This is a genomic window from Myxococcus xanthus, assembly GCF_013116825.1.
Classification (GTDB): domain Bacteria; phylum Myxococcota; class Myxococcia; order Myxococcales; family Myxococcaceae; genus Myxococcus; species Myxococcus xanthus_B.
On record NZ_JABFNS010000052.1, the window covers coordinates 14,212 to 40,017 of the forward strand.

Annotated in this window: 20 protein-coding genes; 8 read left to right on the forward strand and 12 right to left on the reverse strand. The window is 70.6% G+C overall.

Annotation, left to right across the window (positions count from 1 at the left end):
• The first annotated feature begins 174 nt into the window (after positions 1-174).
• From tgt to HNV26_RS17155, 3 genes are read left to right on the forward strand one after another with little or no spacing between them, the layout of a single operon-like run.
• Positions 175-1,344, forward strand: coding sequence for a tRNA guanosine(34) transglycosylase Tgt (gene tgt, locus HNV26_RS17145; RefSeq protein ID WP_171439561.1), 1,170 nt, complete (start codon positions 175-177; stop codon positions 1,342-1,344).
• Positions 1,341-2,204, forward strand: a complete 864-nt coding sequence (locus HNV26_RS17150; protein ID WP_171439560.1) for a tRNA (5-methylaminomethyl-2-thiouridine)(34)-methyltransferase MnmD — start codon at positions 1,341-1,343, stop codon at positions 2,202-2,204. The genes tgt and HNV26_RS17150 overlap by 4 nt, the downstream gene beginning before the upstream one ends.
• 39 nt (positions 2,205-2,243) lie before the next feature.
• Positions 2,244-3,110 (forward strand): alpha/beta fold hydrolase, encoded by an 867-nt coding sequence (locus tag HNV26_RS17155; RefSeq protein WP_171439559.1) that lies wholly within the window; start codon positions 2,244-2,246, stop codon positions 3,108-3,110.
• A gap of 446 nt (positions 3,111-3,556) precedes the next feature.
• Here the strand turns inward: HNV26_RS17155 and HNV26_RS17160 are convergent, their stop codons facing one another.
• The 6 genes from HNV26_RS17160 to HNV26_RS17185 form a co-directional block, all read right to left on the reverse strand.
• Positions 3,557-4,252, reverse strand: coding sequence for a type IV toxin-antitoxin system AbiEi family antitoxin domain-containing protein (locus HNV26_RS17160; RefSeq protein ID WP_366816887.1), 696 nt, complete (start codon positions 4,250-4,252; stop codon positions 3,557-3,559).
• Between the two features lie 132 nt (positions 4,253-4,384).
• Positions 4,385-4,918, reverse strand: a complete 534-nt coding sequence (locus tag HNV26_RS17165; RefSeq protein WP_171439557.1) for an OmpA family protein — start codon at positions 4,916-4,918, stop codon at positions 4,385-4,387.
• Positions 4,919-5,007: 89 nt separating this feature from the next.
• A complete protein-coding gene (locus tag HNV26_RS17170) occupies positions 5,008-6,381 on the reverse strand; it encodes a sigma-54-dependent transcriptional regulator (protein WP_171439556.1) in 1,374 nt (457 codons plus the stop codon).
• Positions 6,371-8,485, reverse strand: a complete 2,115-nt coding sequence (locus HNV26_RS17175; protein WP_171439555.1) for a two-component system sensor histidine kinase NtrB — start codon at positions 8,483-8,485, stop codon at positions 6,371-6,373. The genes HNV26_RS17170 and HNV26_RS17175 overlap by 11 nt, the downstream gene beginning before the upstream one ends.
• A gap of 255 nt (positions 8,486-8,740) precedes the next feature.
• Positions 8,741-9,535, reverse strand: a complete 795-nt coding sequence (locus HNV26_RS17180; RefSeq protein ID WP_253816700.1) for a DUF3014 domain-containing protein — start codon at positions 9,533-9,535, stop codon at positions 8,741-8,743.
• Positions 9,536-9,729: 194 nt separating this feature from the next.
• On the reverse strand, positions 9,730-10,347 hold the full coding sequence (locus HNV26_RS17185) for a DUF2378 family protein (RefSeq protein ID WP_140793303.1): 618 nt from the start codon (positions 10,345-10,347) through the stop codon (positions 9,730-9,732).
• A 270-nt stretch (positions 10,348-10,617) separates the two neighbouring features.
• Here HNV26_RS17185 and HNV26_RS17190 point away from each other — a divergent pair, with 270 nt between their 5' ends.
• Positions 10,618-13,368 carry a bifunctional acetate--CoA ligase family protein/GNAT family N-acetyltransferase gene (locus tag HNV26_RS17190; protein WP_253816702.1) on the forward strand — a complete coding sequence of 917 codons (2,751 nt, stop codon included), beginning with the start codon at positions 10,618-10,620 and terminating at the stop codon, positions 13,366-13,368.
• Between the two features lie 128 nt (positions 13,369-13,496).
• Here the strand turns inward: HNV26_RS17190 and HNV26_RS17195 are convergent, their stop codons facing one another.
• Together HNV26_RS17195 and HNV26_RS38990 are read right to left on the reverse strand one after the other, a co-directional pair.
• The gene (locus HNV26_RS17195; protein WP_253816704.1) at positions 13,497-14,090 is read right to left on the reverse strand and encodes a DUF4142 domain-containing protein; all 594 of its coding nucleotides are present in this window, start codon (positions 14,088-14,090) and stop codon (positions 13,497-13,499) included.
• Between the two features lie 843 nt (positions 14,091-14,933).
• Complete coding sequence (locus HNV26_RS38990) at positions 14,934-15,542, reverse strand: hypothetical protein (RefSeq protein WP_171439553.1); 609 nt, start codon at positions 15,540-15,542, stop codon at positions 14,934-14,936.
• A 222-nt stretch (positions 15,543-15,764) separates the two neighbouring features.
• On the opposite strand from HNV26_RS38990, the gene HNV26_RS17205 reads away from it, so the two are divergent.
• The gene (locus tag HNV26_RS17205) at positions 15,765-18,314 is read left to right on the forward strand and encodes a DEAD/DEAH box helicase (RefSeq protein WP_171439552.1); all 2,550 of its coding nucleotides are present in this window, start codon (positions 15,765-15,767) and stop codon (positions 18,312-18,314) included.
• 6 nt (positions 18,315-18,320) lie between these two features.
• Here HNV26_RS17205 and HNV26_RS17210 read toward each other — a convergent pair whose 3' ends face one another.
• Positions 18,321-18,815: a hypothetical protein gene (locus tag HNV26_RS17210; protein WP_171439551.1), complete on the reverse strand. Its 495-nt coding sequence runs from the start codon at positions 18,813-18,815 to the stop codon at positions 18,321-18,323.
• 251 nt (positions 18,816-19,066) lie between these two features.
• Between HNV26_RS17210 and HNV26_RS17215 the strand changes: the two genes are divergently transcribed.
• Together HNV26_RS17215 and HNV26_RS17220 are read left to right on the forward strand one after the other, a co-directional pair.
• Complete coding sequence (locus HNV26_RS17215; protein WP_171439550.1) at positions 19,067-21,736, forward strand: phosphoenolpyruvate carboxylase; 2,670 nt, start codon at positions 19,067-19,069, stop codon at positions 21,734-21,736.
• A gap of 33 nt (positions 21,737-21,769) precedes the next feature.
• Positions 21,770-22,483: a hypothetical protein gene (locus HNV26_RS17220; RefSeq protein WP_171439549.1), complete on the forward strand. Its 714-nt coding sequence runs from the start codon at positions 21,770-21,772 to the stop codon at positions 22,481-22,483.
• 14 nt (positions 22,484-22,497) lie between these two features.
• On the opposite strand, the gene HNV26_RS17225 is transcribed toward HNV26_RS17220, so the two are convergent.
• On the reverse strand, positions 22,498-23,772 hold the full coding sequence (locus HNV26_RS17225) for an SGNH/GDSL hydrolase family protein (RefSeq protein WP_171439548.1): 1,275 nt from the start codon (positions 23,770-23,772) through the stop codon (positions 22,498-22,500).
• A 123-nt stretch (positions 23,773-23,895) separates the two neighbouring features.
• Complete coding sequence (locus HNV26_RS17230) at positions 23,896-24,771, reverse strand: hypothetical protein (RefSeq protein ID WP_171439547.1); 876 nt, start codon at positions 24,769-24,771, stop codon at positions 23,896-23,898.
• 208 nt (positions 24,772-24,979) lie between these two features.
• Between HNV26_RS17230 and HNV26_RS17235 the strand changes: the two genes are divergently transcribed.
• Positions 24,980-25,345, forward strand: coding sequence for a TIGR02266 family protein (locus HNV26_RS17235; protein WP_216612433.1), 366 nt, complete (start codon positions 24,980-24,982; stop codon positions 25,343-25,345).
• A 45-nt stretch (positions 25,346-25,390) separates the two neighbouring features.
• Here the strand turns inward: HNV26_RS17235 and HNV26_RS17240 are convergent, their stop codons facing one another.
• Entirely contained in the window at positions 25,391-25,792 is a 402-nt protein-coding gene (locus tag HNV26_RS17240; protein ID WP_237078582.1) for a GNAT family N-acetyltransferase, read from the reverse strand.
• Positions 25,793-25,806 lie beyond the last annotated feature (14 nt).

The window sequence follows — 25,806 nt, forward strand, 5'->3', positions numbered from 1 at the left end:
GCGGCGGCGGAAGACGTGAGATGCCGGGAGGCCGGCGGCGTTCCGCCTCGGACGGAATGCCAGGATGCCTGTACGGCTGTCCAGGAGGGCAGGAGGCCCGGATGGCGGGTGGTGGAGCGGGCAGGGCAGATGGATGCGGTGCCTGCCGGGCATGACGGGTATAAGGGCCGGCCCATGGCCGTTCGTTTCGAGCTCCTCACCACCGACCCCACGGGCGCCCGTGCAGGCATCCTGCACACACGCCGGGGTTCCTTCAAAACCCCCATGTTCATGCCGGTGGCCACCCACGCGGGCTTCCGGCACCTGGCCATGGAGGAGGTGAAGGAGGCGGGCGCCAGCATCCTGCTGGCCAACACCTACCACCTGATGCTCCGGCCGGGCGCCGAGGTCTTCCAGCGCTTCGGCGGCATCCACCCCTTCATGCAGTGGGACGGGGGCGTGCTCACCGATTCGGGCGGCTTCCAGATCTTCTCCCTGCCGGAGGACCGGCTCATCACGGAGAAGGGCGCCCACTTCCGCAGCTTCTACGACAACAGCCGGCAGCTCCTCAGCCCCGAGTCGAGCATCGCCATGCAGCAGGCCATCAACTCGGAAATCATGATGGTGCTGGATGTGTGCATCGACTCGCGGACCGACGAGGCCGGCACGCGCGAGGCCATGGAGCGCACCCACCGCTGGGCGGTGCGCAGCCTGGAGGCGAAGGCGGCGCGGGACACGGGGCAGGCGATGTTCGGCATCGTCCAGGGCGGCGTCTTCCCTCACCTGCGTGACGAGAGCGCGGCCTTCCTGACGAAGCTGCCCTTCGACGGCTTCGCCATTGGCGGTCTGGCCGTGGGCGAGACGAAGGTGGAGCGCGAGTCCATGACATTGCGCGCCACCGCGTCCCTGCCCGCCGACAAGCCGCGCTACCTGATGGGCGTGGGCACGCCCACGGACCTGGTGGAAGCCGTGCTGCGCGGTGTGGACATGTTCGACTGCATCATCCCCACCAAGATGGCCCAGCAGGGGTATGCGTACACGTTCAGCGGGCTCGTCCGCATCTCCCGCAGCGTGTTCCGCCTCTCCGACGAGCCGCTGGACGCGGAGTGCGACTGCTACGTGTGCAAGCGCTACACCCGCGGCTACCTGCAGCACCTGATGCGGGGCAAGCACCACCTGGGCTCGCGCTTCCTGTCCGTGCACAACGTCCGGCACTATCAGAAGCTGATGGGGCGCATCCGCGAGGGCATCCTGGGTGGGACGTACGCGCAGGTGTACCGCGAGCTCAAGGCGGCCATCGCCACGCCCAAGGACTTGAAGGACGAGGCCCACGCGCGCGAGGTGACGCTGAAGGAGGTCGGGTGAGCACCGCACCCGAAGCCAACCCGCGCGACGGCGACTTCGAGCTCATCACCCTGCGCAATGGCGCTCGCGCCGTGCGGCACCTGGGCCATGGCGAGGTGATGCACCCCTCCGTGGGGCCGTGGCAGGAAGCGCTGCGCCTCTATGTGGAGCAGGCACGGCTGGCGGACCGGCTGCGCCAGCCTGGGCCGCCGCTGGTGATTCATGACGTGGGGCTGGGCGCCGCCACCAACGCGGTGGCCGCGCTCACCTGCGCCAGGAGTCTGGGCGCGGAGCAGCGCCGGCTGCTGGAGGTGGTCAGCTTCGAGGTGGACCTGGCGCCGCTGCGGCTGGCGCTGGCGGACGCCGAGGGCTTTCCCTTCCTCCAGCCGTTTCGTGACGCGGCGGAGACGCTGATGCGCGACGGGGTGTGGGAGGCGGAGGGGCTCCGCTGGCGGTTGCTGCTGGGGGACGCGGTGCCTCACCTGGACGGCACGCTGCCCGTGGCGGACCTCGTCTACTTCGACCCGTTCTCTCCGGCGTCCAATCCGGACATGTGGACCGAAGCGGTGCTGGCCCGCGTGCGCCGGCACTGCCGCGAGGACGGGGAGGGGGCGCTGCTGCTCACGTACAGCGCGGCCACGCCCACGCGGGTGACGCTGCTGCTGGCCGGGTTCTTCGTGGGCGCGGGTGTGTCGACGGGGACGAAGGGCGAGACGACGGTGGGCGCCACGCGGCGTGAGTCGCTGGAGGCGCCGCTCGGTGAGCGGTGGCTGGAGCGATGGAAGCGCTCGTCGTCCCGGGCGCCGCATGGTGGGCAGCTCACGCCCGACATCGAGGCGCGCGTGCTGGCGCACCCGCAGTGGCGGTCCGCCACCGAGTGACGGAAGACATTCGCCGCGGTCCGGGTTAATCGACGGGACATGCGAGACGCCCTTCAGATGGAGGACTGGGGCGGCACCGGTCCGGTGCTGCACCTGGCCCACGCCAACGGCTTTCCTCCGGGGTGCTACCGCAAACTCATCGAGCACCTGAAGCCGCGCTACCACGTCTTCACGCTCCGCACGCGGTGCCTCGTGCCGGGCTCCGACCCGCGCGAGCTGCGGACCTGGGATGACATGGCGGATGACCTGATTCACGCCCTGCGTGCTCACGGCGTGCAGGGTGTCGTGGGCGTGGGGCACAGCATGGGGGGCGTGGCGACGCTGCTGGCCTCCGCGAAGGCGCCCGCGCTCTTCCGGGCCGTGGTGGCGTTGGACCCGGTGTTGTTCACGGGGACGCGGGAATGGGCGCTCCGTGCCTTGACGCTGCTCGGGCTGCGAAGCCGCGTGCCGCCCGCGAGCCTGGCGCGGCGGCGGCGTGAGTCATGGGGCGCTCGTGAAGAGGCCGCGCGAAGCTACGGCAAGAAGCCGCTGTTCGCGCGCTTCGACCCGGAGTGCTTCCAGGACTACATCACCCACGGCCTCACCGAGGCCCCGAGCGGTGGCTTCCGGCTGACCATCCCCAAGGCCTGGGAGGCGCGTGTCTTCGAGACGTCTCCGAAGGATGTCTGGCGCGAGCTGGGCACCGTGAACGTCCCGGCTCTGGTGATTCGCGGCGGTGAGTCCGACACGCTGACGCGCGACGCGCTGGAGCGGGCCCGCCTCACCTTGAATGTTCCCCAGACGGAGGAGCTTCCCGGCACGGGGCACCTCTTCCCGCTGGAGCAGCCGGAGCGATGCGCCCAGCGCATCGTCGAGTTCCTCGATGGCCTGGAGTCGGCCCGCGCGGCTGCCAGGGCCGTATGTTGAACCCCGGGGCGGGTGCTGACATGTCCGGCCCCGACGGTCTTCAGGGGCGCTGACCGGGCCCCTCCGGAGTGACCTTGCGTGGTCGCTGTTCGGAAATGTCGGGACTTTTGTCGCGCCAAAACCCCCGACATTTCCGAACAGCGAGCTCCGTGTCCGCGTCCGGGCCCCCCACCTGCTGAGGCCACGTCGGGGCGGGCGCCCAGCGTTGGGACACCCATCCGTTGGGGCCGGCGCTCCTCGAGGTCAGCCCAGCGGCTTGCGCCTCCCGATGGCCCGAGACCTGATGGGGCCACCTCGCCCGCGCGCAAACACCCACCCCTTGGGCTCGGCGCTCCTTGGGCCAGGCCTGATGGTTTGCGCCCCTCCGGATGGCCCGGCCCCGGACGCGGACGGGGACCCTGCTCGCGGATATCCATCCGTTGGGCTCAGCGCTCCTTGGATTCGGCTCAGCGGCTTTCGCTCTCCGGATGCCCCGGGAGTTGATGGAGCAGGGGCGCTTCCAGGAGCCTCGCCCGCGCAGCCTCGCGCGCGAGGAAGGCCTGCCTCACGCGCAGGATGTCCTGGCCTCGCCGTGCTTCGAGGACCTCGAGATAGGGGCCGACACTCTTCCTGACGCGGCAGATTTCCGCGAAGTGTCGAACCTCATCCGTGGTGGTGAGCCCTGCGAGGAGGGAGTCGTGGAGCGCTCGCACGGCGATGGGGAATCCCAGCTTGTTTCGATACTTGAACAGGTCCGCGACCGTCTTCGCGACGCCGTAGACGGTGATGGGCAACCCCCCGAGCAGGCGGTGTTCGATGCCCTCGGCCTGTGCGCGCCCCGAGAAGCGGACCACCTGGAGCGGTGGCTGGTCCCAGCGCGGTTTACGCGCATGCGCTCCGATGGCCATCCAGACCTCTGTGGGGGATTCAGGCAACAAGCCGTGGACCCACAGCGCGGACTTCAGGCAGAGCACGCCCCGGGGGACGCGCTTCACGGCGATGGCCGCGGCCGTCACCATCGCGCTCGAGCGAGCCCAGACGCCGGGCGCGACTTCTCGCAGGGCCCCGACATTGCACAGCAGGTTGAGTTGGCTGCGTGGGGCGCCGTGTGCCTCCAGATCTCTCGACCGTAGCAGCCCCAATGACTCGACCAATCTGGCCACGGAGGGCCGGGTCTTGTAGCCAGGCCTCCGACGCATTCTGCTCCCCATTCCCCATCCCTCCCCAGCGCCCGGCGTTCCCGGGGCGCATTCCGGGAGCAGCGTACCGGGGAGCTCCGACGGCCTTCCGGCGGCTCAGCGCGTGGCCTGCTCCTTCGAGGAGAAGGTGAACTCCGCGCGGCGATTCTTGCGGAGCGCCTCTTCCGTCTGGGTGTCGGACAGTGGCCGCTCCTCGCCGTAGGAGACGATGGAGAGCTGCTTGGGCTCCACTCCCAGGTTGCGCAGGTAGTCGCGCACCACCGCCGCGCGCCGGTGGCCCAGCGCGATGTTGTACTCCGTGGTTCCCAGCTCGCAGGTGTGGCCCGACACCATCACCCGCGTCAGGGGCCGCTCCCGCAGGCCCGTGGCGAGCTGCGCGAGCATGTCGCGCGACTCGGGCCGCAGCGTGGCCGAGTCGAGCTCGAAGTACACCGGATCGGCGGACAGCGGGCCCATGGCCCGGCGGGCCGCATCCTCGTCTTCATCGGAGGTCCCGTTGGACGTTGTCGCCGTGGCGGTGGGGCCGCGCTGCCGGTCCGGCAGGTTGTCCGTGACGGAGGACGTCTTGGGCTTGGAAGCGCAACCAACCAGACTGACCGCGGCGAGGAGAGACAGGAGGGTTCGGTTCATGCCTTGTGTCATCTACAAGGCCCGTGCCGCACCCCCTGCCCTCTGAGACGCCCCAACCGTGGCCCGCGCACCGTTGCAGCGTGCCCAGGTCAGCGTTGCGGATTGCCTTCCGCGCGCTCGCGACGGTGGATGGTGGAGACGTCGATGCCGAGCAGCTCGGCCGCCTTCGTCTTGTTGCCTCCGCAGCGGGCCACGGCCCAGGCGATGTACTCCGTCTCCAACTGCCGCAAGGGGACGATGGTGCGCTGTGCCGCGGCCAGCGGGTGGCTCTCCTGGCTGGTGTCCGAAGGCAAGTGGGGGCGCAGCTGCGGCAGCTCCACCACCTCCGTCGAGCCGAGCACGACCAGCCGCTGCACCAGGTTTTCCAGCTCGCGCACGTTGCCCGCCCAGGGCAGGGCCCCCAGCGCTGCAAGCGTCTCCGGGGAGAACCGCTGCACGACGGAGCGCGGATTGCGCGCCTTGGCCTGCTGGAGGAAGTGCTCGATGAGCGCGGGGATGTCCTCGCGGCGCTCGCGCAGGGGCGGCAGCCGCAGCGTGACGACGTTGAGCCGGTAGAAGACGTCCGCGCGGAAGCGGCCTTCCTTGACGCGCGTCTCCAGGTCCTGGTGCGTCGCGGCCACCACCCGCACATCCACCGTTCGCGAGCCGTCCGCGCCCACGGCCCGCACCTCGCCGTCCTCCAGCACGCGGAGCAGCCGGGCCTGGAGCTCGGGGGCCATGTCGCCAATCTCGTCCAGGAACAGCGTGCCGCCGTCCGCCTCCACGAAGAGGCCACGCCGGGCCGTGGTGGCGCCGGTGAAGGCGCCCTTGACGTGGCCGAACAGCTCACTCTCCAGAAGCGCGTGTGGAAGCGCGGTGCAGTTGACGGCGACGAAGGGCCCCGCGCGCCGGGTGCCCTCGAAGTGCAAGGCCCGGGCGACCAGCTCCTTGCCGCTGCCGCTCTCGCCGCGCACCAGCACCGGGGCGCCGGACCAGGCCACCCGCTCAATCAACGTGTAGAGGTCGCGCATCGCGGCGCTGCTGCCCACCAGGGCGCCCAGGCCCCCGCGGTCCGCGGCCTGCTGCTTGAGCGTGCGGTGCTCGGTGCGCAGGCGGCGCTGCTCCAGCGCGCGCTCCAGGGACAGGCGCACCTCGTCCAGCCGGAAGGGCTTGGTGAAGTAGTGGAACGCGCCGCGCTTCATCGCCTCCACGGCGCTCTCCACGCCGCCGAAGGCCGTCATCACCACCACGGGCAGGTCCGGGTCCAGCTTGCGCGCGGCGTCGAGCACGTCGAAGCCGTCCACGTCTTGCATGCGCAGGTCGCACAGCACCGCGTCGTAGACGCGCGCGCGCAGCTGGGCGATGGCATCCGCGCCGCCGGTGGCGATGTCGACCTTGTAGCCGTCGTCCGTCAGCGGTTCCTTCAGCATCTGTCCCATCTCGACGTGGTCGTCGACGACGAGGACCCTGGCTCTAGACGACATGTCGCTCCTCTCCGGCGGGCGCAGCGGCGGGCCAGCGCACGGTGACGCGGGTGCCTCGCTCTGGCGCGCTGTCCAGTTCGATGCGGCCTCCGTGGTTGCGCACGATGTGCGCCACCATCGTCAGGCCCAGTCCGGTGCCCTGGCCGCGCTTCTTGGTGGTGAAGAAAGGGTCGAAGACCTGGTGGACGTGGCGGGGGGCGATACCGCAGCCGTTGTCCTCGACGTCCACGCGCACCATGCCCCAGGAGCCCGGTGCGTCTCCGGTGTCCATGCTCGCGCTCAGCCGGACGAGTCCGCCGCTCCCGCACGCGTCACACGCGTTGAGCACCAGGTTGATGAGCACCTGCTGGAGCTGGTCGGGGTCGGCCGCCACCGCGGGCATGGATGAGGCGACCGTCACCTCCAGCTTCAGGCGCCGCCGTTCGGCCTCCATCCACAGCAGCTCCCGCACGCCGTGCACCAGGGGCTCCAGCGGGACCGCCTGCGCGTCCGCTGGTTGGAGCCGGGAGAAGTCGAGCAGCTGGCGCAGCGTCCGGCTCACCCTGTCTATCTGCCCGACGATGGTGCCCAGGCCGGCCGCCTGCGGGTGCTCGCGACCCAGCTTCTCCTGCACGTACTCGGCCCGGCCGCGGACGATGCCCAGCGGCGTGCCAATCTCATGGGCGATGCCCGCCGCCAGCACGCCCACCGTGGCCAGCTTCTCCGCGCGCAGCAGCTGTCCTTCCAGCGCGCGCAGGCTGCTCAGGTCCTCGATGACGACCAGCGTGTGGACCTCCGGCGTGTTCGGCTCCAGCGGCACCGCGTGGACGTTGTACTGGCCGGGCTCTTCGAAGAGGCAGAGCGGTTCACCGTGGAGGCTGCGCACCCGGCCGTCGCTCGTGGCCGCGTGAACCAGGTCCTCCAGCCGCTGGATGACGGGGGCCTGGGCCTGGGGAAAGGCCGCCGTCAGGGGCTGGCCCACGACGTCCGCCGGCATGCGGGCGCTCAGCGCGCGGTTGGCGGCGGAGATGTGCCGGGTGGAGGAGAGCGCCAGGACCCCGGTGGGAATGTTGTCGAGAATCTTCTGCGTCTTGTCGTGCAGGTGGGCCAGCCGCTGCGCATGGAGCTGGCTGTCCCGCAGGGCCTCCGCCCGGCTGCGCGCGAGCACGACGTACACTCCGAAGGCGATGAGGAACCCGGAGACGAGCATCGCCGCCAGCGACAGGCGCAACACCAGGCCGCGCTCATGGCTCCGGAGCACGCGCGTCGACGCGAGCGTCGCCACCGGCCAGGCCGCGCCATTCTTGAACCGCACCGGGCTGAAGGTGGCCACCACCTCCGAGTCGCCCAGGCCGAGCCGGGCGGCCTCCTTGCGCTCGATGATGCGCGTGCCCGACTCGCCCGCGCGAAGCGCCCGCGCCAGCGCAGCGAGGCCGGGCGTCTGGTGGCCGTCGGTGTCCAGCCGCCGGTACCTGTCGGCCAGGTTCGGGTGGGTCAACGCCGTCGGCGTTCCATGAACTCCCAGCACCAGCAGCTGCGTCTCCGAGTCCGACGCGAGCAGCTTCAGCGGGGCGAAGCGCGGCTCGGCGTCCACCAGCACCACGACGACGCCGCCGCTGTCCTGCGCGTCCTCCGGCAACGCGGTGGCGAAGGCGCGCAGCCAGCCCGATTGGGCGCGGGGAAGGGGCGGGGAAGAGACGACGTGGCCCGGCGGATGACTGCGGGCCTGCGCCACGGTGAGGGCCAGGTCCTCCGCGGTGAACTGGTGCGTCATCGCCGCCGCGCTGCGCCGGTCCACCAGTCGGAGCCGTTCCTGTCCGTCCGTTCCGAAGACGAGGATGGCCTTGTACTGACCCACCGCCTCCAGCAGGGCGCGCATCTCGCGCCGGTGCTCCTCGGCGGTTCCCGGCTGGGCCAGCAGCTCGCCCGCGAAGCGCAGGTCCTCCTCCGCGCTCTCCAGGGCGGCGGAGACGCCGCGCACGGCCTCCAGCAACTGCGCCTGTCGCTCGCGGGCCATCTGGTCCACCAGCGCCTGCCGGTCGCGCTGCATGAAGTGCAGGACGCCCGCGATGACGCCGGAGAGCATCAGACACAGCAGCAGCACGGGGAGGACAGGCAGGCGCATGAACACGGAACGCAGGGGCGACACCGGCGCGGGGGCTCCGGTGCCTGCCGGGCCCCCACGCCGCCTGGCAGCGCTTCGTCCCGGAGGAAAGCGCCTCCGGTAGCAACGCCCGTGCCCCCCGGCTTGTGCCTCTGCGCGGCGGCTCACCCCCCATGGCGAAGCGCCGCAATCTGCATGGCCCCCGTTGCATCCTGCCAGGGCTCGCGCGGGTGACGCGCGCTGGCAAAAGGCATGCAGGTAGGGCCGTTGAAGCCTTCAGCGGCGGGACGCCTGCCGAGTGAGCTGCTGGGAGGCCTCGCGCACCTTGCCCTGGATGCGGCGGAGGTTCTGCGGTCCCATCCGCAGCAGGTGCTTCTGCGCGGCCGTCAGCCCTTCGAGCTTCGGGTCGGCGTAGACGAACATCGCGCCCTTGGGGACCACCTCGATGTCACCGTCGATGACTGGGACGGCGAGCACCTGCTCGAAGGCGAGGTGGAGCGTGGCGTCGAAGGTGCTTCCGGGGCGAGCCGTCTCCATGTGGAGGCGCTCGGCCAGGTGACGCACCTCGCGGTAGGTGGACACCAGCGCGCCCACGTCGAGCGAGCCCACCACCTTGCCGATGACGTCGTAGCGCGCGTAGCTCTGCTTTTCGATGACGCGCTTGCCGGCCTTGCGGCGCGCCTCGAAGGTGCCGGCCGGAGCGAGGAAGCTCACCGCTTCGCGGGGGCTGTCACCCTGGGCCACGTTGGCCACGACGGTGACGAAGCGGCGCAGCAGGTCCTGCTCCTTCAGCCACGTGGCGAACTCCGGCATGAGCGACGCCCCGGCGAGCCGTGCGCGCAGCAGCGCGTCCATCTCCGCGGAGGAGGGCAGCGGCGGCTCCGCGCGCGGCGCCAAGCCGGGGTGGGACGGCTTGGGGATGACCGCAATGGACGGATGCGGCAGCTCCGCCGCCGAGTGGCGCAGCACCAGCCACGTGCCCACGCCCGCGAACAGCATCACCAGCGCCGCCACGCCCACGCCCCAGTGCATCCGGCGCTGGGACTTCGTCACCACTTCAGGGTTGCTCATGCGTCCATCCTCCGAGGGATGCCGCATGGGATTGCAGCCGCGATGCCAGCAGATGCGCGCCGCCGTGAAGCCGCGCGTTTCCCTCTGAGGGGGCGGGCCGCCGTGTGTCCCCGTGGCCACGCTCGGCTGCCTTGCGAGCGTGGCGTGCTGCGCTGCATCCCGTGGCGAAGCGCCACGGGGCGCGCGGGGGATTGCTACGCGCGAGGCCGGGATGCGCCCGAGTCGTCATCCGTGGCGGTGAGGGCGGCCTCGGCTGGGGCCTCGGACCAGCGGATGTGGAAGGTGGCCGCGGTGCCGTCGAACTCCTCGGGGATGCTGACCACCCGCCACCCACCGCACAGCTCCACCGCGCGCGCCAACAGGCCCGCGGAGAACGTGGGCAGGTCCGCCAGCACGTCATTCATCCGCAGCTCCACCGAAGTGGGGCTGCGCTCGACGATTTCGACCACACTGAAGTTGTTGCCGGCGCGAAAGCCCATGCCCGCGCGCAGCAGCATCCGCCGGGGCCCGGCCAGCCGCACGACGCCCAGCAGGGCCCGGCCGAAGAAGGTGCCGAAGTACGCGTCCATGAACCGCTCGCCCAGCGAGTAATAGGCCGCCTCGGCGGGGACGCCGCCGTAGACGTGGCCGGCGGCGATTCGGAGGAACTCCTTCCACTGCTCCAGGGTGTAGGCCCGCTCCAACTTCTGGTCGAGCTCCAACCCCGCCCGGCGCAGGTGCTCACGGCACGCCGGGGTGAGGCGGTTCTCAAGGGCGCGCACGAAGAGCGCCTCGACGGTCTGGTTGAAAACGAGCTTCTCGGAAGGAGTCATAGAGGCGCCCCGTATACACCGGGCGGGCCGTGGGATGCTTGCCTACCGGTGAAGTTTTGTTCAGTGAAACTGTCAGCGAGTGTCAGAACGACCTGCGTCACGTACGGGTTGTCAGAGCGACATGTGGGTGACACGCGCAGGGCGCACCTCCTGGTTCCTTGACGGGGAGTGCAGTTATTCCAGTTCTATCTCATTCGTGCGAGGACCTGGGAGGGGGCGTTCACGGGGCAGGCACGAGAAGGCCATTGCGCCCCGGGGAGCCCGGCCGCAATGACGGAGGCCATGGACACGCGCGCCCCTGGTACCTCGAAGATGGACCCGTCCTACAACGTGCTCCACCAGCAGCGGACGCGGCTGCCGCTGGACGTCCTCTTCGCGCCGCGCAGCGTGGCCGTCGTCGGGGCCACCGAGCGGCCCGGCAGCGTGGGGCGCACCGTGTTGTGGAACCTCATCAGCAACCCCTTTGGCGGCACCGTCTACCCCATCAACCCGAAGCGGCCCAACGTGCTGGGCATCAAGGCCTGGCCGTCCTTGGGAGCCTTGCCGGAGCGGGTGGACCTGGCCATCGTCGTCACGCCCGCGCGAGCGGTGCCCGGCGTCATCCAGGAGTGCGCGGAGCTGGGCATCCGGGGCGCCATCATCCTCTCCGCGGGCTTCAAGGAGATTGGGGCGGAGGGGGAGCGCCTGGAGCAGGAGATCCTCCGCATCGCGCAGGCGGCCCAGGTGCGCATCATCGGCCCCAACTGCCTGGGGGTGATGCGTCCGCCCAGCGGCTTCAACGCGACGTTCGCCGGCGCCATGGCCCGGCCGGGCAACGTGGCCTTCATCAGCCAGAGCGGCGCGCTGCTGACCTCCATCCTCGACTGGAGCCTGCGCGAGGCGGTGGGCTTCAGCGCCTTCGTGTCGGTGGGCTCGATGCTGGACGTGGGCTGGGGCGACCTCATCGACTTCCTGGCGGACGACCCGATGACGCGCTCCATCCTGCTGTACATGGAGTCCATTGGCGACGCGCGGGCCTTCCTCTCCGCGGCGCGCGAGGTGGCGCTCACCAAGCCCATCATCGTCATCAAGGCAGGCCGCACGGCGCAGGCCGCGCAGGCGGCGGCGTCCCACACGGGCTCGCTGACGGGCAGTGACGAGGTGCTCAGCGCCGCCTTCCGGCGCACCGGCGTGCTGCGCGTGGATTCCATCGCCGACCTCTTCTACATGGCGGAGACGCTGGCCCGGCAGCCGCGCCCCGCGGGCCGGCGCCTCACGGTGCTCACCAACGCGGGCGGCCCCGGGGTGCTGGCCACGGACGCCCTGGTGTCGGGGGGCGGCGAGCTGGCCACGCTCAGCGCGTCCACGCGCGATGCGTTGGACGCCTTCCTGCCGCCGCAGTGGAGCCACGGCAACCCGGTGGACATCCTGGGCGACGCGGACCCGGAGCGCTTCGCAAAGGCGCTGGAAATCACCGGCAAGGACGAAGGCAGCGACGGGCTGCTCGTCATCCTCACGCCGCAGGACATGACGGAGCCCACGCAGACGGCGGACCGTCTCAAGCCCTACGCGAAGCTGCATGGCAAGCCGGTGCTGGCCAGTTGGATGGGCGGCTCGGAGGTCGCGGCCGGGGAGCGCATCCTCAACGATGCGGGCATCCCCACGTTCGACTATCCGGACACGGCGGCGCGCATCTTCAATTACATGTGGCGCTACACGTACAACCTGGCGGGCCTGTATGAAACGCCCGCGTTGGCGCAGGCGGAGCGCAGCGCTCGGGGCGAGGTGCGCCGGTGGGTGGAGTCAGCACGCGCGGAAGGGCGGACGCTGCTGACGGAGTACGAGTCCAAGAAGCTGCTCGCCGCGTATGGCATCCCCACCGTGGAGACGCGGCTGGCGGTGACGGAGGACGCCGCGGTGGCGGAGGCCGCGGCCCTGGGGTTCCCGGTGGTGGTGAAGCTCCACTCGCTCTCGGTGACGCACAAGACCGACGTGGGCGGCGTGCGGCTGAACCTCCCGGATGCGGAGGCCGTGCGCGCCGCCTTCCGGGACATCCGGACGCGGCTGGAGGCGATGGGGCAGGGGCGCGCGTTCGACGGCGTCACCGTGCAGCCGATGGTGCGGCTGGATGGCTATGAACTCATCATGGGCAGCAGCGTGGACGCGCAGTTCGGTCCGGTGCTGCTCTTCGGCGCGGGCGGGACGTTGGTGGAGGTGTTCAGGGACCGGGCGCTGGGCCTGCCGCCGCTGAACACCACGCTGGCGCGGCGGATGATGGAGCAGACGCGCATCTATGAGGCGTTGAAGGGCGTCCGGGGCCGCCCGCCGGTGGACCTGAAGGCGCTGGAGCAGCTCATGGTGCGCTTCAGCCAACTGGTGGCGGAGCAGCGCTTCGTGAAGGAGGTGGACATCAACCCGTTGCTGGCCTCGCCCGAGCGGCTGCTGGCCCTGGACGCGCGCGTGGTGCTGCACCCGGCCTCGGTGACGGAGGCGGAGCTGCCGAAGCTGGCCATCGAGCCGTACCCGAACCAGTACGTGGCGCCCTACCGGCTGCGCAGCGGCGAGGAGATTCTGCTGCGGCCCATCCGCCCGGAGGACGAGCCGAAGATGGCGGAGTTCCACCGCACGTTGTCGGAGCAGACGGTGTTCCTGCGCTACGCGGGGTTGATGCAGCTGAGCACGCGCGTGGCGCACGCGCGGCTGTCCCGCATCTGCTTCAACGACTACGCGCGGGAGATGGCGCTGGTGGCGGAGCGCAAGGACGGAGAGCTGCTCGGCGTGGGCCGGCTCACGCGGCTGCGAGGCACGCGCGACGCGGAGTTCGCCATCCTCATCAGCGACCCGGTCCAGCGGCAGGGGCTGGGCGCGGAGATGCTGAAGCGGCTGGTGGGCATCGGCCGGGATTGGGGCATGGAGCGCATCGTCGCGGACATCCTCGCGGGCAACCGCGCCATGCAGACCATCAGCAGGAAGCTGGGCTTCTCCATCCTCCAGCACGAGGAGCTGTCGCCAGACATGGTGAAGGCCGTGAAGGTGCTTTGACGCGCTGGAGTCGGGCGTTCACGACGCCATTGCCCCAAGCGACAGGGGGCATGGTCCGGAAGCCGTCACGCGCGAAGCGCCGTCACGCCCAGGGCTGCGAGTCCCGGGCGGACGGCTGCGCGTCGCGGCTAGGGCTGCTTCGCGTTGTAGAGGGTGGTCTGGATGTTCGAGGCCTCCTGGAGGTGGGCCTGGACCGTCTTCCGAATCGCCATCAGCTCATCCTTGAGCGCCGGGTTCTGCACTTGCATCGCGAGCAGAGAATCCCCCAGCAGGGCGGTACCCGCGTGGGCGGCGACCTGCGCATCCATCACGGACAGGTCGAAGGCCGGGCCCTGCGTGGCGCTCACCAGGTCGATGGTCTTTTGCGCCGTCTGCTGGAGGTGCTGCGACACCGGGCTCTCCGCGGGCGCGATGCCCTGGGCCATGGCCAGCTGCTCCAGGCGCTGGATGACGTCTGAGTGCATGGTGACCATGCGTGCGTTGAAGTCACGTGCCGTCGGGTCGGTGGCCTGCGCCTGGCCCACCTGGCCCAGCATCACCTCGCCCGCGTTGGCCACCAGGAGCACGCCCAGAATCTGGCCGTCCGTGAGTGTCACTGGATGGCCCGCGGCCGCCTGCTGGGGCCCCAGTGTGTTCTCGCTGGCGCTGCTCTCTCCGCAGCCGGCGAACATCACGGCCGTCCCCACCATCGCCACACCCAACATCGCTCGTGTGATTCGCATGACTGTTGTCCCCCTCAACTGCTGTTCAGCTGAAGGTTGGGCAGTTCAAAAGCACACCGCCATGGCCGGGAAGCACGAGCGAGATGTGCACGCGACAACGCTTCGGTGGACGGTGGGGACAGCCCATGGCGGCGAAGCAGTTCGTAGACGGCCGTGCGGTTGTGGCTGGCCATGCACGCGCTCCTTGACCGTGCCGGACTCGCCCAGAATCAGCACCGCGGCTTCCGATGGCGCAACCCGCGCGATGCGGTCGCGCACCATCGGCGATGGCGGGACTGGTGCCCGAAGGCCGCTCCGGCGTGGTGTCCGCGGCGATGCGGCTCAGGCCGGCGAGTTCGCCCGCATCTGGGCCTGGGCTTCCAGCCCGTCCACGCCCTCCAGCCGGAGGTAGAGTACCGGCGCGCGGCGGCGCTGAGGCCCATGCTTCAGGCAGCCGGAACAAGGACGGGCACCGGGCCGCAGGCGCTGATGGCGCCGGTGAGCGATGTGTTGGAGGACATCGGGCCGCAGGGGCGCAGGGCCCGGTCACCCAGACGACGCAGCCAACGACGTAGGCCGCGTCACATTCGTTTGAACGCGCGGGATGATGGGCGGCACGGTCCGCTCATCCCGTTTGCTTTTCCAGGAGCGTTGGGTCCAGGCGGTACGCGCGCCGGCCGTTCCTCCAGCGCGATTGCAACGCGCGTGGCGGTGAGGTGCACCGCGTGAGGCGGTGTCAGCGCCCCACCATCCCACCGGGCCGCGAGCCTCCCTCGCCGCTGCCGTCGCCGGACGCGCTGTCGCCGCCCCTGGCACTGTCCAGCCCTCCACTTCCCGAGGCCGAGCCCCCCCCGCGCTGCTTCCTCAGTTGCGCAAGCCCGTGGCTCTACCCGAGCCACTGCCGCCCTGGCCGGTGCTGCTGCCGCCCCCCGTCACGCTGTTGCCGCTCGACAGGCTGTCCCCACCGGTGGCGCTGTGGCCCCCCGTGAGGCTGCCCCCGCCTCCGAAGCCACCTCGGCCAGCACCGCCGCCACCAGCGGCCCGGCTGCCGCTGTCCCGCGGGCCGCTGCCGCCCATGGTCCAACTGCCGCTGCTCCGGGGGGCGCTGCCACCAGCGGCCCGGCTGCCGCTGTCCCGCGGGCCGCTACCGGGTATGTATGCGCTCGCGCCCGGAGTCTCACTCCGGTGGCCGGCTCCGCCGTGGGCTCCTGCACCGCCCGTGCCGGCGTCGGCGTGGCCTGGTGCCTGGCCCGGCCCCGCGCCAGCAGTCCCGCCGTCAGCCGTTGGAATCGTGTCGGTGAGGGGGGCGCCTTCCAGCCCCGCGACAACCGGGGCCTCGGCAATATCGGCCGCGTCCACCGGGGGGGCTCGTCGCTGCTCACAGCCGCTCCAGAGGCAGGGCGCGGAAGCCAGACCTCCCAGCAGTGCCGCGCGCTTGAGGCGCGTCATCTTCTGTCTGACGGTTCTCTGCATCCCCACCCCCTGAGCTTCAGTCCAGGAGCAACGGTATGGAGGGGCCCGGGGCCCGGGTATCGCGCCCCCGGACCTTGCGCCCGGAGACTCGCGGACACCTCTCCAGGGGGCCATCCCCCCGGCCCTTCCGTGCGGGAAGGGGGGGGCCTGCCGTCACGCCCCGTGCCGCCCATTGCGATTTTCCCGGTAGGGGCTGGCCGCGCCGCCTATTGTCCACGGGTGATGGCCACCCCTGAAACCCAAGCTCCGCTCGCCGCACTGCTCCCCAAGAAGGGCGAACCGCCCCTGGACGCGGATGAAATCCTCAACCGCTTCGTCGGCTACGTGGCGGCCAATGGCTTGAGCCTCTATTCGGCCCAGGAAGAGGCCATCCTGGAGCTGCTGGCGGGCAAGCACCTGTTCCTCAAGACGCCCACCGGCTCCGGCAAGTCGCTGGTGGCGACGGCGCTCCACTTCAAGGCCATGGCGGAGGGGAAGGTCTCCTTCTACACCTGTCCCATCAAGGCCCTGGTGAACGAGAAGTTCTTCGCCCTCTGCGACGCCTTCGGCGCGGAGAACGTGGGCATGCTCACCGGCGACGCGAGCATCAACCGCGACGCGCCCATCATCTGCTGCACCGCCGAAATCCTCGCCAACCTGGCCCTGCGCGACGCGAGCGCCCGCGTGGACTACGTCGTCATGGACGAGTTCCACTACTACTCGGACCGTGAGCGCGGCGTGGCCTGGCAGTTGCCGCTCATCGCGCTGCCGGACACCACCTTCCTGCTGATGTCCGCCACGCTGGGCCCCACGCACGTCATCGAGGAGAGCCTGGTGAAGCTCACTGGCCGGGAAGTGGCCACCGTGCGCAGCGCCGAGCGCCCCGTGCCGCTGGACTTCGACTACCGCGAGTCGCCGCTGCACGAGACGATTGAAGACCTGATTGCTCGTGGGAAGTACCCCATCTATCTGGTGAACTTCACCCAGCGCACCGCCGCCGAGCAGGCGCAGAACCTGATGAGCGTGGACTTCTCCACCAAGGAGGAGAAGGAGGCCATCCGGCTGGCGCTCCAGGACGCGCCCTTCGACACGCCCTATGGCAAGGAGTTCCAGCGCTTCCTGCGCCACGGCATCGGCATGCACCACGCCGGCCTGCTGCCCAAGTACCGCCTGCTGGTGGAGAAGCTGGCCCAGCACGGACACCTCAAGGTCATCAGCGGCACGGACACCCTGGGCGTGGGCGTCAACATCCCCATCCGCACGGTGCTCTTCACGCAGCTCTTCAAGTTCAACGGCGAGAAGCTGACCACGCTGAGCGTGCGCGACTTCCAGCAGATTGCCGGCCGCGCGGGCCGCAAGGGCTTCGACACCCAGGGCAGCGTGGTGGCCCAGGCGCCCGAGTACGTCATCGAGAACATCAAGCTGGCCGCCAAGGAGGCGGCGGGCAAGAAGAAGACGCCCAAGGCCAAGCCGCCGCAGAAGAACTTCGTGCAGTACGACCGGAGCACCTTCGAGCGGCTCCAGAACGGCATGCCGGAGCCGCTGGAGTCCCGCTTCGCGGTGTCGCACGGCATGATTCTCAACCTGCTCCAGAGCGACCACCAGACGGAAGGCAACGGAGGGTACAAGCGGCTGGTGACGCTGGTGCAGCGCAGTCACGACTCGGACTACCTCAAGCGCCGGCACCTCAAGGAGGCCGCGCGCGACTTCCGCACGCTGCGCGAGGCGGAGATCATCGAGGTGGTGAAGGGGCAGGGCGGCTCGGGTGCCACGGTGAAGGTGGCGGGGGAGATGCAGCACGACTTCAGCCTCAACCACACGCTGTCGCTGTACCTGCTCGACACGCTGGAGCTGTTGGATCCGACCACGGACACGTACGCGCTCGACGTGGTGTCGCTGGTGGAGGCCATCCTGGAGAACCCGGACGTGGTGCTCTACGCGCAGCTCAACCAGCTCAAGGGCGAGAAGATCAACGAGCTGAAGGCGCAGGGCGTGGAGTACGACGACCGCATGGCGGAGCTCGAGAAGCTCGAGTGGCCCAAGCCCAACCGCGACTTCATCTACGGCACCTTCAACAAGTTCGCGCAGAAGCACCCGTGGGTGGGCGAGGAGAACATCCGGCCCAAGTCCATTGTCCGGGACATGTTCGAGCGGTTCATGTCCTTCCCGGACTACATCCGTGAGTACGGCCTGCAGCGCAGCGAGGGCGTGCTGCTGCGGTACGTGAATGACACGTACAAGACGCTGGTCCAGACGGTGCCGGAGCGCTTCCGCACGGAGGAGGTGGAGGACTTCATCGACCACCTGCGCGCCACGCTCCGGCAGGTGGACTCCAGCCTGCTGGATGAGTGGGAGCGCATGCGCAACCCGGACGCCGCCGTCGAGGCGAAGCCGGTGGTGGAGCTCAAACCGAAGGAGCTCACCGACGACCCGAAGGCCTTCGCCGCGCGCGTGCGCGAGGAGCTGCACCGGCTGCTCAAGGCGCTGGGCCAGAAGCGCTACATGGACGCGCTGGCCATGCTGGACAACGCGCTGGGCGAATGGACGGCCCCCAAGCTGGAGCAGGCCATGGCGCCGTACTTCGAGGAGCACAAGGTCGTGGTGCTCACGCCCCAGGCGCGCAAGCCCGCCAACACCTTCTTGAAGGAGTCAGGCACGCGGCTGTGGGAGACCCAGCAGCGCATCATCGACCCGGAAGGGCACGGCGACTGGATGATTGACTGCGAGATCGACCTGCGGGACAGGCGCCTGGATGAAGGCCCCATCCTGATGCTCCGCCGCATCGGCGTGTAGCCCGGCTCAGTCCTCGGAGGCCGGTGTCTCCGAGGGACGCGCCGCCGACAGCGACTCGGGCTCCGGCGGCGTCAGCTCAGTCACCTCCAGCCCGCCGCCCGCGCCTGGCGTGAGCACCATCCGCCATTCGCCCGCGGCCAGCACCACGCGGTCCGTCTCACAGCGCACTTCCAGCCCCGCGTCCTCGACGGTCCACGAGCCCGCCCACACCGTCGTGAGCGACTCGCAGCCGGCCTCGTCGCACGCCTGCGTCTCCGCCACCCACACCCGGCCCTCGGGCGCAGCGGGGCAGGACACCGGCTCCGCGTAGCGAAGGACGGGGCCGTCCACCTCGCCTGGGCCCGCGTCGGGGAACATCGACTCGGCGGAGAGCAGCTCCGCGCCACGCGCGGCCCTCGCCTCCCTCGGCACCCCGTCGAGCACCGCCGTCTCGGCCAGGGCCACCGGCGCGGCCAGCCAGCCGCACAGCAACGTCACCTTCCACCCCCGCATCGTCCACATGGCGACAAGCTCCTCGGCCGCGGTGTCGTTCGCGGCCCACGGGAGGGCTGTTGTGCAAGGCATGGACCGGGCGGGTGTGTGGCTCAGGAGCCACGGGGCCGGGTGGCTTTCGGGCGGTGGCGCGTGCTGGCGCGCTTCAGGGCCGAGTCGGTCGGGAATGACGGACGCATCGCCGTGATTCGCGGGCGCACGTCACTTTCTCGCGCGGAAATGCGGGCCAGTTCGCTGCTCAGCGACTACCGTCGCAGCATATGGCCCGACTGCGTGCCGTGGATCAGCCGCTGCGCCGGGATGTCCGCCTGCTTGGCCGGCTCCTGGGAGAAGTCCTCGTCGAACAGGAAGGGCAGGCGCTCTTCGACCTGGAAGAAGAAGTGCGCCGCCTCGCCATCCAGCGCCGCCGGGGCCCCATGGCCGGCCGGCGCGCGGTGGCGGCCGAGCTGGCGGAGGTGCTCCAACGCCTGCCGCTGGAACGGGCCGAGCCGGTGCTGCGCGCCTTCTCCGTCTACTTCCAGTTGGTGAACCTGGCGGAGCAGCACCACCGCATCCGCCGCGCCCGCACCCACGCGGAGGTCGCGTCCGCCAGGCCCCAGCGCGGCTCGCTGGAGGCCACGCTGCAAGTGCTCAAGGACGCGGGCATCCCCGCGGAGCGCGTGCGAGAGGCCATGCGCACCATGCGCGTGACGCTGACGCTCACCGCGCACCCCACGCAGGCCGTGCGCCGCACGCTGTTGGAGAAGCTCTACCGCATGGCGGGCCTGCTGGAGGAGCGGGACCGCTGCGAGCTGACGCCGCGCGAGTCCTCGGTGAACCTGGCGCTGCTGCGCGAGGAAATCACCCTCCTGTGGCAGACGGACGAGTTGCGCCGCGAGCGCCCCACCGTGGGTGACGAGGTGAAGAACGTCCTCTGGTACGTGGAGGAGGTGCTCGCCGACGAGCTGTCGCTGCTCCCCGAGCTGCTGGACTGGGCCTTCGAGCGTGCCTACGGCGAGCCGCTGGGGCCGGTGGACACGCCCGTGCGCATCCACTCCTGGGTGGGCGGGGACATGGATGGCAACCCGCTGGTGACGCCCGACGTGTTCGCGGACACGCTGCGCGCCCACCGGGCCCGTGGACTGCGGCGGTTGCTGCTTGACCTGGAGCGGTTGGGCGGGCGGCTGTCCCAGTCTGCGCGTCACGCGAAGCCGTCCGAGGAGCTGCTGCGCTCGGTGGCGAAGGACGCGGCGGAGCTGCCCGACACCGAGCGCCGCCACGGCCCCCGGACTCCGGGCGAGCCGCTGCGGCACAAGCTGCGCTTCATGGAGGAGCGGCTGCGCCGTGCGCTCCACTACGTGACGCAGCAGCGCGCCGGGGCGAGCGTCCCCATGCCGCAGGGCGCCTACCGCACGCCGGAGTCCTTGCTGGCGGACCTGGACGTGCTGGGCCGCGCGTTGCAGGCGTCGAAGGGCACGCACGCGGGGCTTCGCGACGTGCGGCAGGTGCGGGAGCGGGTGCTCGCGCTGGGACTGTCGCTGGCGGAGCTGGAGGTGCGCGCGCCGGCCGAGGACGCGGTGAGCGCGGCGGGCTCGTTCAACGGGGGCCCGGCGCCGACGGAAGGTGGGGCGCGGCTCCTGGAAGTGCTGGCGCGGCTGAAGGAGGCTCAGTCGGAGTCGGGTGAGCCCGCGTGCCGCACGCTCATCCTCAGCATGGCCAGCACCGCCGAGGACGTGCTCGCGGCCTTCCGCTGCTTGAAGCACGCGGGCCTGTGGGACGAAAAGCGGGGCTGCGCCACGGCGGATGTGGTGCCGCTGTTCGAGCAGCTGGGCGCGCTGGACTCGGGCCCGGACGTGCTGCGTACGCTCTTCGCGGACGCGGAGTACCGCAAGCACCTGGACGTGCGCGGTGGCCAGGAGGTGATGGTGGGCTACAGCGACTCCGGCAAGGAGGTGGGGCTCCTGGCGGCCAGCGCGGCGCTGTACCGCGCGCAGGTGGCGCTCACGGAGGTGTCTCGCGAGGCGGGCGTCCCGCTGCGACTCTTCCACGGCCGCGGCGAGTCCGTGGCGCGTGGCGGTGGTCCCGCGCAGGAGGCGATTCTCGCGTTGCCGCCGGGCGCGGTGGCGGGTGGCTACAAGGCGACGGAGCAGGGCGAGGCGCTGGACCACAAGTACGCGCGCCCGGAGCTGGCGCGGCGCACGGTGGAGCTCATCCTGGGCGGCGTGCTGCTGCACATGCTGGATGCGCAGCCGCGGCCGGAGCCCGAGGCCGAGCGCGCCTTCCGCACCGTGTTCGACACGCTGGCGGAGACGGGGCGCAAGGCGTATCGCGCCCTGGTGTGGGAGGACCCGCGGTTCCTGGAGTTCTTCACCGCCGCGACGCCGGTGGAGGAGATTGCGTCGCTGCCCATCGGCTCGCGCCCCAGCAAGCGCAAGGCGGGAGGCCTGGACACGCTGCGCGCGATTCCGTGGGTCTTCGCCTGGACGCAAAACCGGGCCATCCTCCCGGGCTGGTACGGCGTGGGCTCGGCGCTGGAGGACTTCTCGAAGGAGGAGGGCGGGGCGGCGCAGCTCAAGCGCATGTACCAGGAGTGGCCCTTCTTCCGCGCCGTCATCGACAACGTCACCATGGTGCTGGCGAAGTCGGACATGGCCATCGCCGGGCGTTACGCGTCGCTGGCGCCTCCCGCCACCCGTTCGGTGTGGCGGCGCATCCAACAGGAGCACCGGCGCACGCGCAGGCAGGTGAAGCAGCTGACGGGCGAGTCGAAGCTGCTCGACAACAACCCGCAGCTCCAGCGCAGCATCTCCCTGCGCAACCCCTATGTGGACCCCATGTCCTTCCTCCAGGTGGAGCTGCTCAAGCGCAAGCGCGAGGGCCAGGCGGAGGTGGATCGTCCACTGTTGCTCACGCTCAACGGCATCGCCGCCGGCATGCGCAACACCGGGTAGGCTCCGCGACGTCGGACATCCGAGGAGACGGCGATGGCCAGGGAGACGTTCAGCGTGGTGGAGGTCAACCCGGCGCACCGCTTCGCGCGGCTGCGGCCCGAATCAGGCGGGCCGCTCCTGCACGCGGGGCTGTACCCGGAGGAGGAGGCCCCGGAGCCGCAGCTCCAACTGCGTGAGGGGGACCGGGTGGAAGGCCAGCGGCGCGGGCAGTCGGTGGCGGACTGGGGCTGGGTGTCCCGCGCCGAGCCGCCCGCGGACCTGGTGGAGCGGATGGGCGAGCTGCTCGCGAAGCTGGAGAAGTACGAGCTGCGCGTGCCCGCCACGGCCTATGACCTGGCCGAGCACCACTGGCGGCAGAGCCGCGCCAACCCGCTGCACCTGGAGCTGCTCGCGCAGCTGCCCACCTTCTTCGACTGGGAGCTGTCCCACCCCTACGAGGACGGCGCGCTCTTGGAGCGGCTCCAGGCCGCCATGCAGCCGTACCTGCCCGGTTTCGAGGTGACGCCCCAGCCTGGCCGCGCCGCCTTCCGCCTGGAGCCCGGTGGGCACGACGTGCCGGCACCGGAGGGGCGCCGCGAGGCCCCCGTCTCCACGTTCGAGCCGTTGCTCCTTCAGGTGAACCGCCTGCTGGAGGGGGCCGGGGCCCCGGTGCGCTGGGTGCCCACGGAGGATGACTGGATTCTGGCGCCGCCGGGGCTCGCGGAGCTGCTGGTGCTCCACGGGGTGCTCGGCTCGCGCCAGGGCTGAGCGCGGGGGCGCGGCTAGAGGCCGCCCTCTTCGCGCAGCACGCGCGCGACTTCGTCCGCCATCACCCGGTGGCCTTCGATGCTGGGGTGGATGCCGTCCACCTCCAGCCCGTCGAGGAACAGGTGCACGTTCGCGGGCTGGCGCGTCACCGCCTCCAGGTCGATGATGTCCGGGCCGCCGCCGCCGCCGCGGAGCCACGTGTTGAGCTCCAGCCGCTGGGCCTTCACCACTTCGTAGGGCGCGTAGTTCGACTTCTCCTTGGGCAGCAGGGTGCTGACCCAGGTGCGGCAGAAAGGCGCGAGCCGGCCCAGCATCGTGTTCATCCGCGCCTGGATGACGGACAGGGAGTTCTTGTCGCCCAGGTCGTTGGTGCCCAGCAGGACGATGCAGTCGGTGATGCCCTGGAGCGCCAGCACCTCGCCGTCGAGCAGCGCCAGCGCGTCGTAGAAGCCCTGGCCACTCACGCCCGCGTTCACCACGGGCACACCCAGCGCGGCCTCCACCTTGGCGGGCCAGGCGTTGCGCGTGTCATTCTTCGTGTCGATGTAGCCCTCGGTGATGCTGTCGCCAATGGCCACGAAGGCGCGGCCCGTGGGGCCTTCCACGTCGACGGTGGCCACGCCGACGGCGCGGTCGAACAGGGTGCCGCCCAGCGCGCCCGTCACCAGCGCATGGTTCCCCGCGCGCGCGAAGCTGCCTGGGAAGGCGCTGATGGCGCTGGCCGCCAGCGCGCCGCGGACCTCGAAGGTGATGGCCAACTCGTCCCGGAACGCCACCGGGAAGTCCACCGGGTCCGACGTCTTCCGCGAGCGCGCGTCCACGGTGAAGCCCTCCGCGCCACTGAAGGAGAGCTTCACCGGCGTGGACACCAGCGCGCCATTGGCGCCCGCCCGGCCCACGGTGGCACGCACCAGCGTCATGCTCCCGTCGCCCGAGCGGAACGTCACGCGGATGCGCCCGCCGTCACGCGCCACCGGCACGCGCATGCGGAAGGTCGTCACGCTTCCCGCTGAGTGGGACGCGCGGAGCGCTTGATGGAAGCCCGGTTGGAACGAAGTCGCAGGCGGCGCGAAGGGCGGCACGGCCTGCACCTGCCGCCCGTCGTTCAGCACCAACACGGGCGCGACTTCCAGTGACGCGTCCGGCGCGTTCTGCTCCATCGTGGAAGAGCGGCTGTCGTCGTCTGGTGGCAGGTCGCCGTCGGGGGAGTCCGCCACGCTGCCGGCACACGCCAGCAGCGCGCTGCTCGCGCACACGACGACCTTCCGCCACCCCGGCTTCATTCCCATTCCCATCCCTCCAGGCTTTGCAGGATGCACACCACACCGTGCCCTGCCAGCCGGCCGTCTGGGAACCCTCCCTCTCTGAAGCCTCGTCTGCCTGCCCGCCCGCCACAGCGACCGGCCGGCTATCTAGGGGACGCAAGCCCCCACGCCTGGGTTGCCATCCAGTGCCCGGCAACTGCCCGTGGAGCAGGCGGGCGTGCCACCGGGCTGACAGAGCGGGCGGCAGGTGAGGCCGCCTCCCGCATTCACACACGCGCTCCCCGGTGCGCATTGATTGCTGAAGTCGCACGACTGCCCCTCCGCCCGATTGCCGCTGCCCGCACACAGCGGGCCTGACGTGGACGGGTAGCAGCTGAGTGGCGCCTCGCAGTCATCGCCAAAGGGCGTGCACGCCCTGGACGGCGGGCCGCAGACCAGCGGCAGCTCGTCGGTGCCTTCCAGGCGGAGCACGGTGTTGCACTCGCTCGCGTTCCCACATTGGGTCGTGGCATGGCACAGGCGCTGGCAAGTGAAGCCACTTCCTGCGCCGTCAGGCGCCTCGCGGCAGAACAAGCCTTGCCGGCAGGTGTCGTAGGCCAGGCCCCCATCACCGGGCGCCAGCGTGCAGGGCGCGCCTTCGTCCGCGGTGCCCGGGGCCACGCAGCGCCGCTGGGTGACGCCATTCTCCATCGTATACGTGCAGCGCTGCTCCTGGGCGCAGTCCTGGGCCACCACGTCGCACTCCGCTTCGAAGCAGCGGCTGCCAGTGCCGCCGTCCGCCAGGTCCGCGAAGTAGCAGCCCTGGCCGTCGGGACAGCCTTCCTGCCGCGCCACGTTGCAGGCGAAGTCCCGCGCGCCGCCGTCCGCGTCCGGCCCACCCCCGTCTCCGGTGGGCGTTCCGCCTCCATCGGTGCCCGCGTCCTCCTGGCCGCCGGGGCCCGGTCCGTTGCCGCCGTTGCAGGCCGCGGCCCAGAGGGCCAAAGCCAGGGTTCCAGTCAACACATAGAGGCGGTTCACACGCATTCCAGAGCGCTCCCGGGGAAGTCCCCGAGGACATAGGCACCCGAATTCGATAGAGGGGGCCTCTTGAATCAGGCGTGGAAAGCAGCGGACACTTGGCTGACGCCCGGGGCATGGAGGTTGGCCTGGCGCGTCACCCTGTGGGACTGTGGGTGTGGGAAGCAGCGTGGTGTTCGCCAGGAGCGTCGAACGTGGGGGCTATCGGGTGCGTATGACAACCAAGGCGGCGGATGACATGGAGAACGGGGATCCTGCCGCATACGCGAACCGGCGGGCGGATGAGCGCGTGGCGGCGCGGTTCGAGGTTCGCTTCAACCAGACGCAGGACGCGGCGCGGGCGCTGCGTGCGTACTCCATCAACCTCTCCGCGGGCGGCCTGTGCCTGCTGACGCGGAAGTCCTACGACGTGGGCGCCCACGTCCGGCTGTCCATGGTCATTGAAGGCGAGGAGTTCCACCTCACCGGCGTCATCGCCTGGGTGCGCGACGAGGCCGAGGCCATTGGCGTGCGCTTCACGGACATGAGCGACGAGGACCGGGCCCGGCTTCAGCGCGTGGTGGACAGCTTCAAGCGATAGCGGACGGGGGCACCGCGAATGTTGGTGCCCGCCGCCTCGCCGCGGTCAGCGCTGGGATTCCGTATCGACGTGGCGGAACACGCCCGAGTCGATTTCGGAGAAGCCACACGCCGTATAGAAGTTGCGCGTCTCCGGCGTCGTCGTCATGGGGGAGACGAGCTGGAGCTGCTTCGCGCTCAGCACCTTGCAGCGCTCCAGAATCTGCCGGATGAGCGCGCGGCCCACGCCGCGACGACGCCAGGTCTCCGTCACCACCAATTCGTCGATGGTGCCCACGCGTCCGCGCAGCCGGAGCTGGGGACGGTGGGAGAAGGACACCATGCCCACGGGCCGGTCCTGCGGGTCGCCGGCCACGAAGATTTCAATCTCCGGATGGCTGACGACCCAGTGGACCGTCTGCTGGTCCGTCCCCTGGGGGTAGCCCAGCTCCTTGAGGAGTGACGCCATGGCTTCGGCGTCAC

Bases quoted from the DNA above. Each gene is read 5' to 3' on its own strand.
- HNV26_RS17215 (WP_171439550.1), top strand. From the start codon at position 19,067: ATGGCCCGACTGCGTGCCGTGGATCAGCCGCTGCGCCGGGATGTCCGC.
- tgt (WP_171439561.1), top strand. From the start codon at position 175: ATGGCCGTTCGTTTCGAGCTCCTCACCACCGACCCCACGGGCGCCCGT.
- HNV26_RS17180 (WP_253816700.1), bottom strand. From the start codon at position 9,535: ATGAGCAACCCTGAAGTGGTGACGAAGTCCCAGCGCCGGATGCACTGG.
- HNV26_RS17235 (WP_216612433.1), top strand. From the start codon at position 24,980: ATGACAACCAAGGCGGCGGATGACATGGAGAACGGGGATCCTGCCGCA.
- HNV26_RS17185 (WP_140793303.1), bottom strand. From the start codon at position 10,347: ATGACTCCTTCCGAGAAGCTCGTTTTCAACCAGACCGTCGAGGCGCTC.
- HNV26_RS17240 (WP_237078582.1), bottom strand. From the start codon at position 25,792: ATGGCGTCACTCCTCAAGGAGCTGGGCTACCCCCAGGGGACGGACCAG.
- HNV26_RS17190 (WP_253816702.1), top strand. From the start codon at position 10,618: ATGACGGAGGCCATGGACACGCGCGCCCCTGGTACCTCGAAGATGGAC.
- HNV26_RS17155 (WP_171439559.1), top strand. From the start codon at position 2,244: ATGCGAGACGCCCTTCAGATGGAGGACTGGGGCGGCACCGGTCCGGTG.
- HNV26_RS17195 (WP_253816704.1), bottom strand. From the start codon at position 14,090: ATGCGAATCACACGAGCGATGTTGGGTGTGGCGATGGTGGGGACGGCC.
- HNV26_RS17225 (WP_171439548.1), bottom strand. From the start codon at position 23,772: ATGGGAATGAAGCCGGGGTGGCGGAAGGTCGTCGTGTGCGCGAGCAGC.
- HNV26_RS17170 (WP_171439556.1), bottom strand. From the start codon at position 6,381: ATGTCGTCTAGAGCCAGGGTCCTCGTCGTCGACGACCACGTCGAGATG.
- HNV26_RS17210 (WP_171439551.1), bottom strand. From the start codon at position 18,815: ATGTGGACGATGCGGGGGTGGAAGGTGACGTTGCTGTGCGGCTGGCTG.
- HNV26_RS38990 (WP_171439553.1), bottom strand. From the start codon at position 15,542: ATGCAGAGAACCGTCAGACAGAAGATGACGCGCCTCAAGCGCGCGGCA.
- HNV26_RS17175 (WP_171439555.1), bottom strand. From the start codon at position 8,485: ATGCGCCTGCCTGTCCTCCCCGTGCTGCTGCTGTGTCTGATGCTCTCC.
- HNV26_RS17165 (WP_171439557.1), bottom strand. From the start codon at position 4,918: ATGAACCGAACCCTCCTGTCTCTCCTCGCCGCGGTCAGTCTGGTTGGT.
- HNV26_RS17220 (WP_171439549.1), top strand. From the start codon at position 21,770: ATGGCCAGGGAGACGTTCAGCGTGGTGGAGGTCAACCCGGCGCACCGC.
- HNV26_RS17230 (WP_171439547.1), bottom strand. From the start codon at position 24,771: ATGCGTGTGAACCGCCTCTATGTGTTGACTGGAACCCTGGCTTTGGCC.
- HNV26_RS17205 (WP_171439552.1), top strand. From the start codon at position 15,765: ATGGCCACCCCTGAAACCCAAGCTCCGCTCGCCGCACTGCTCCCCAAG.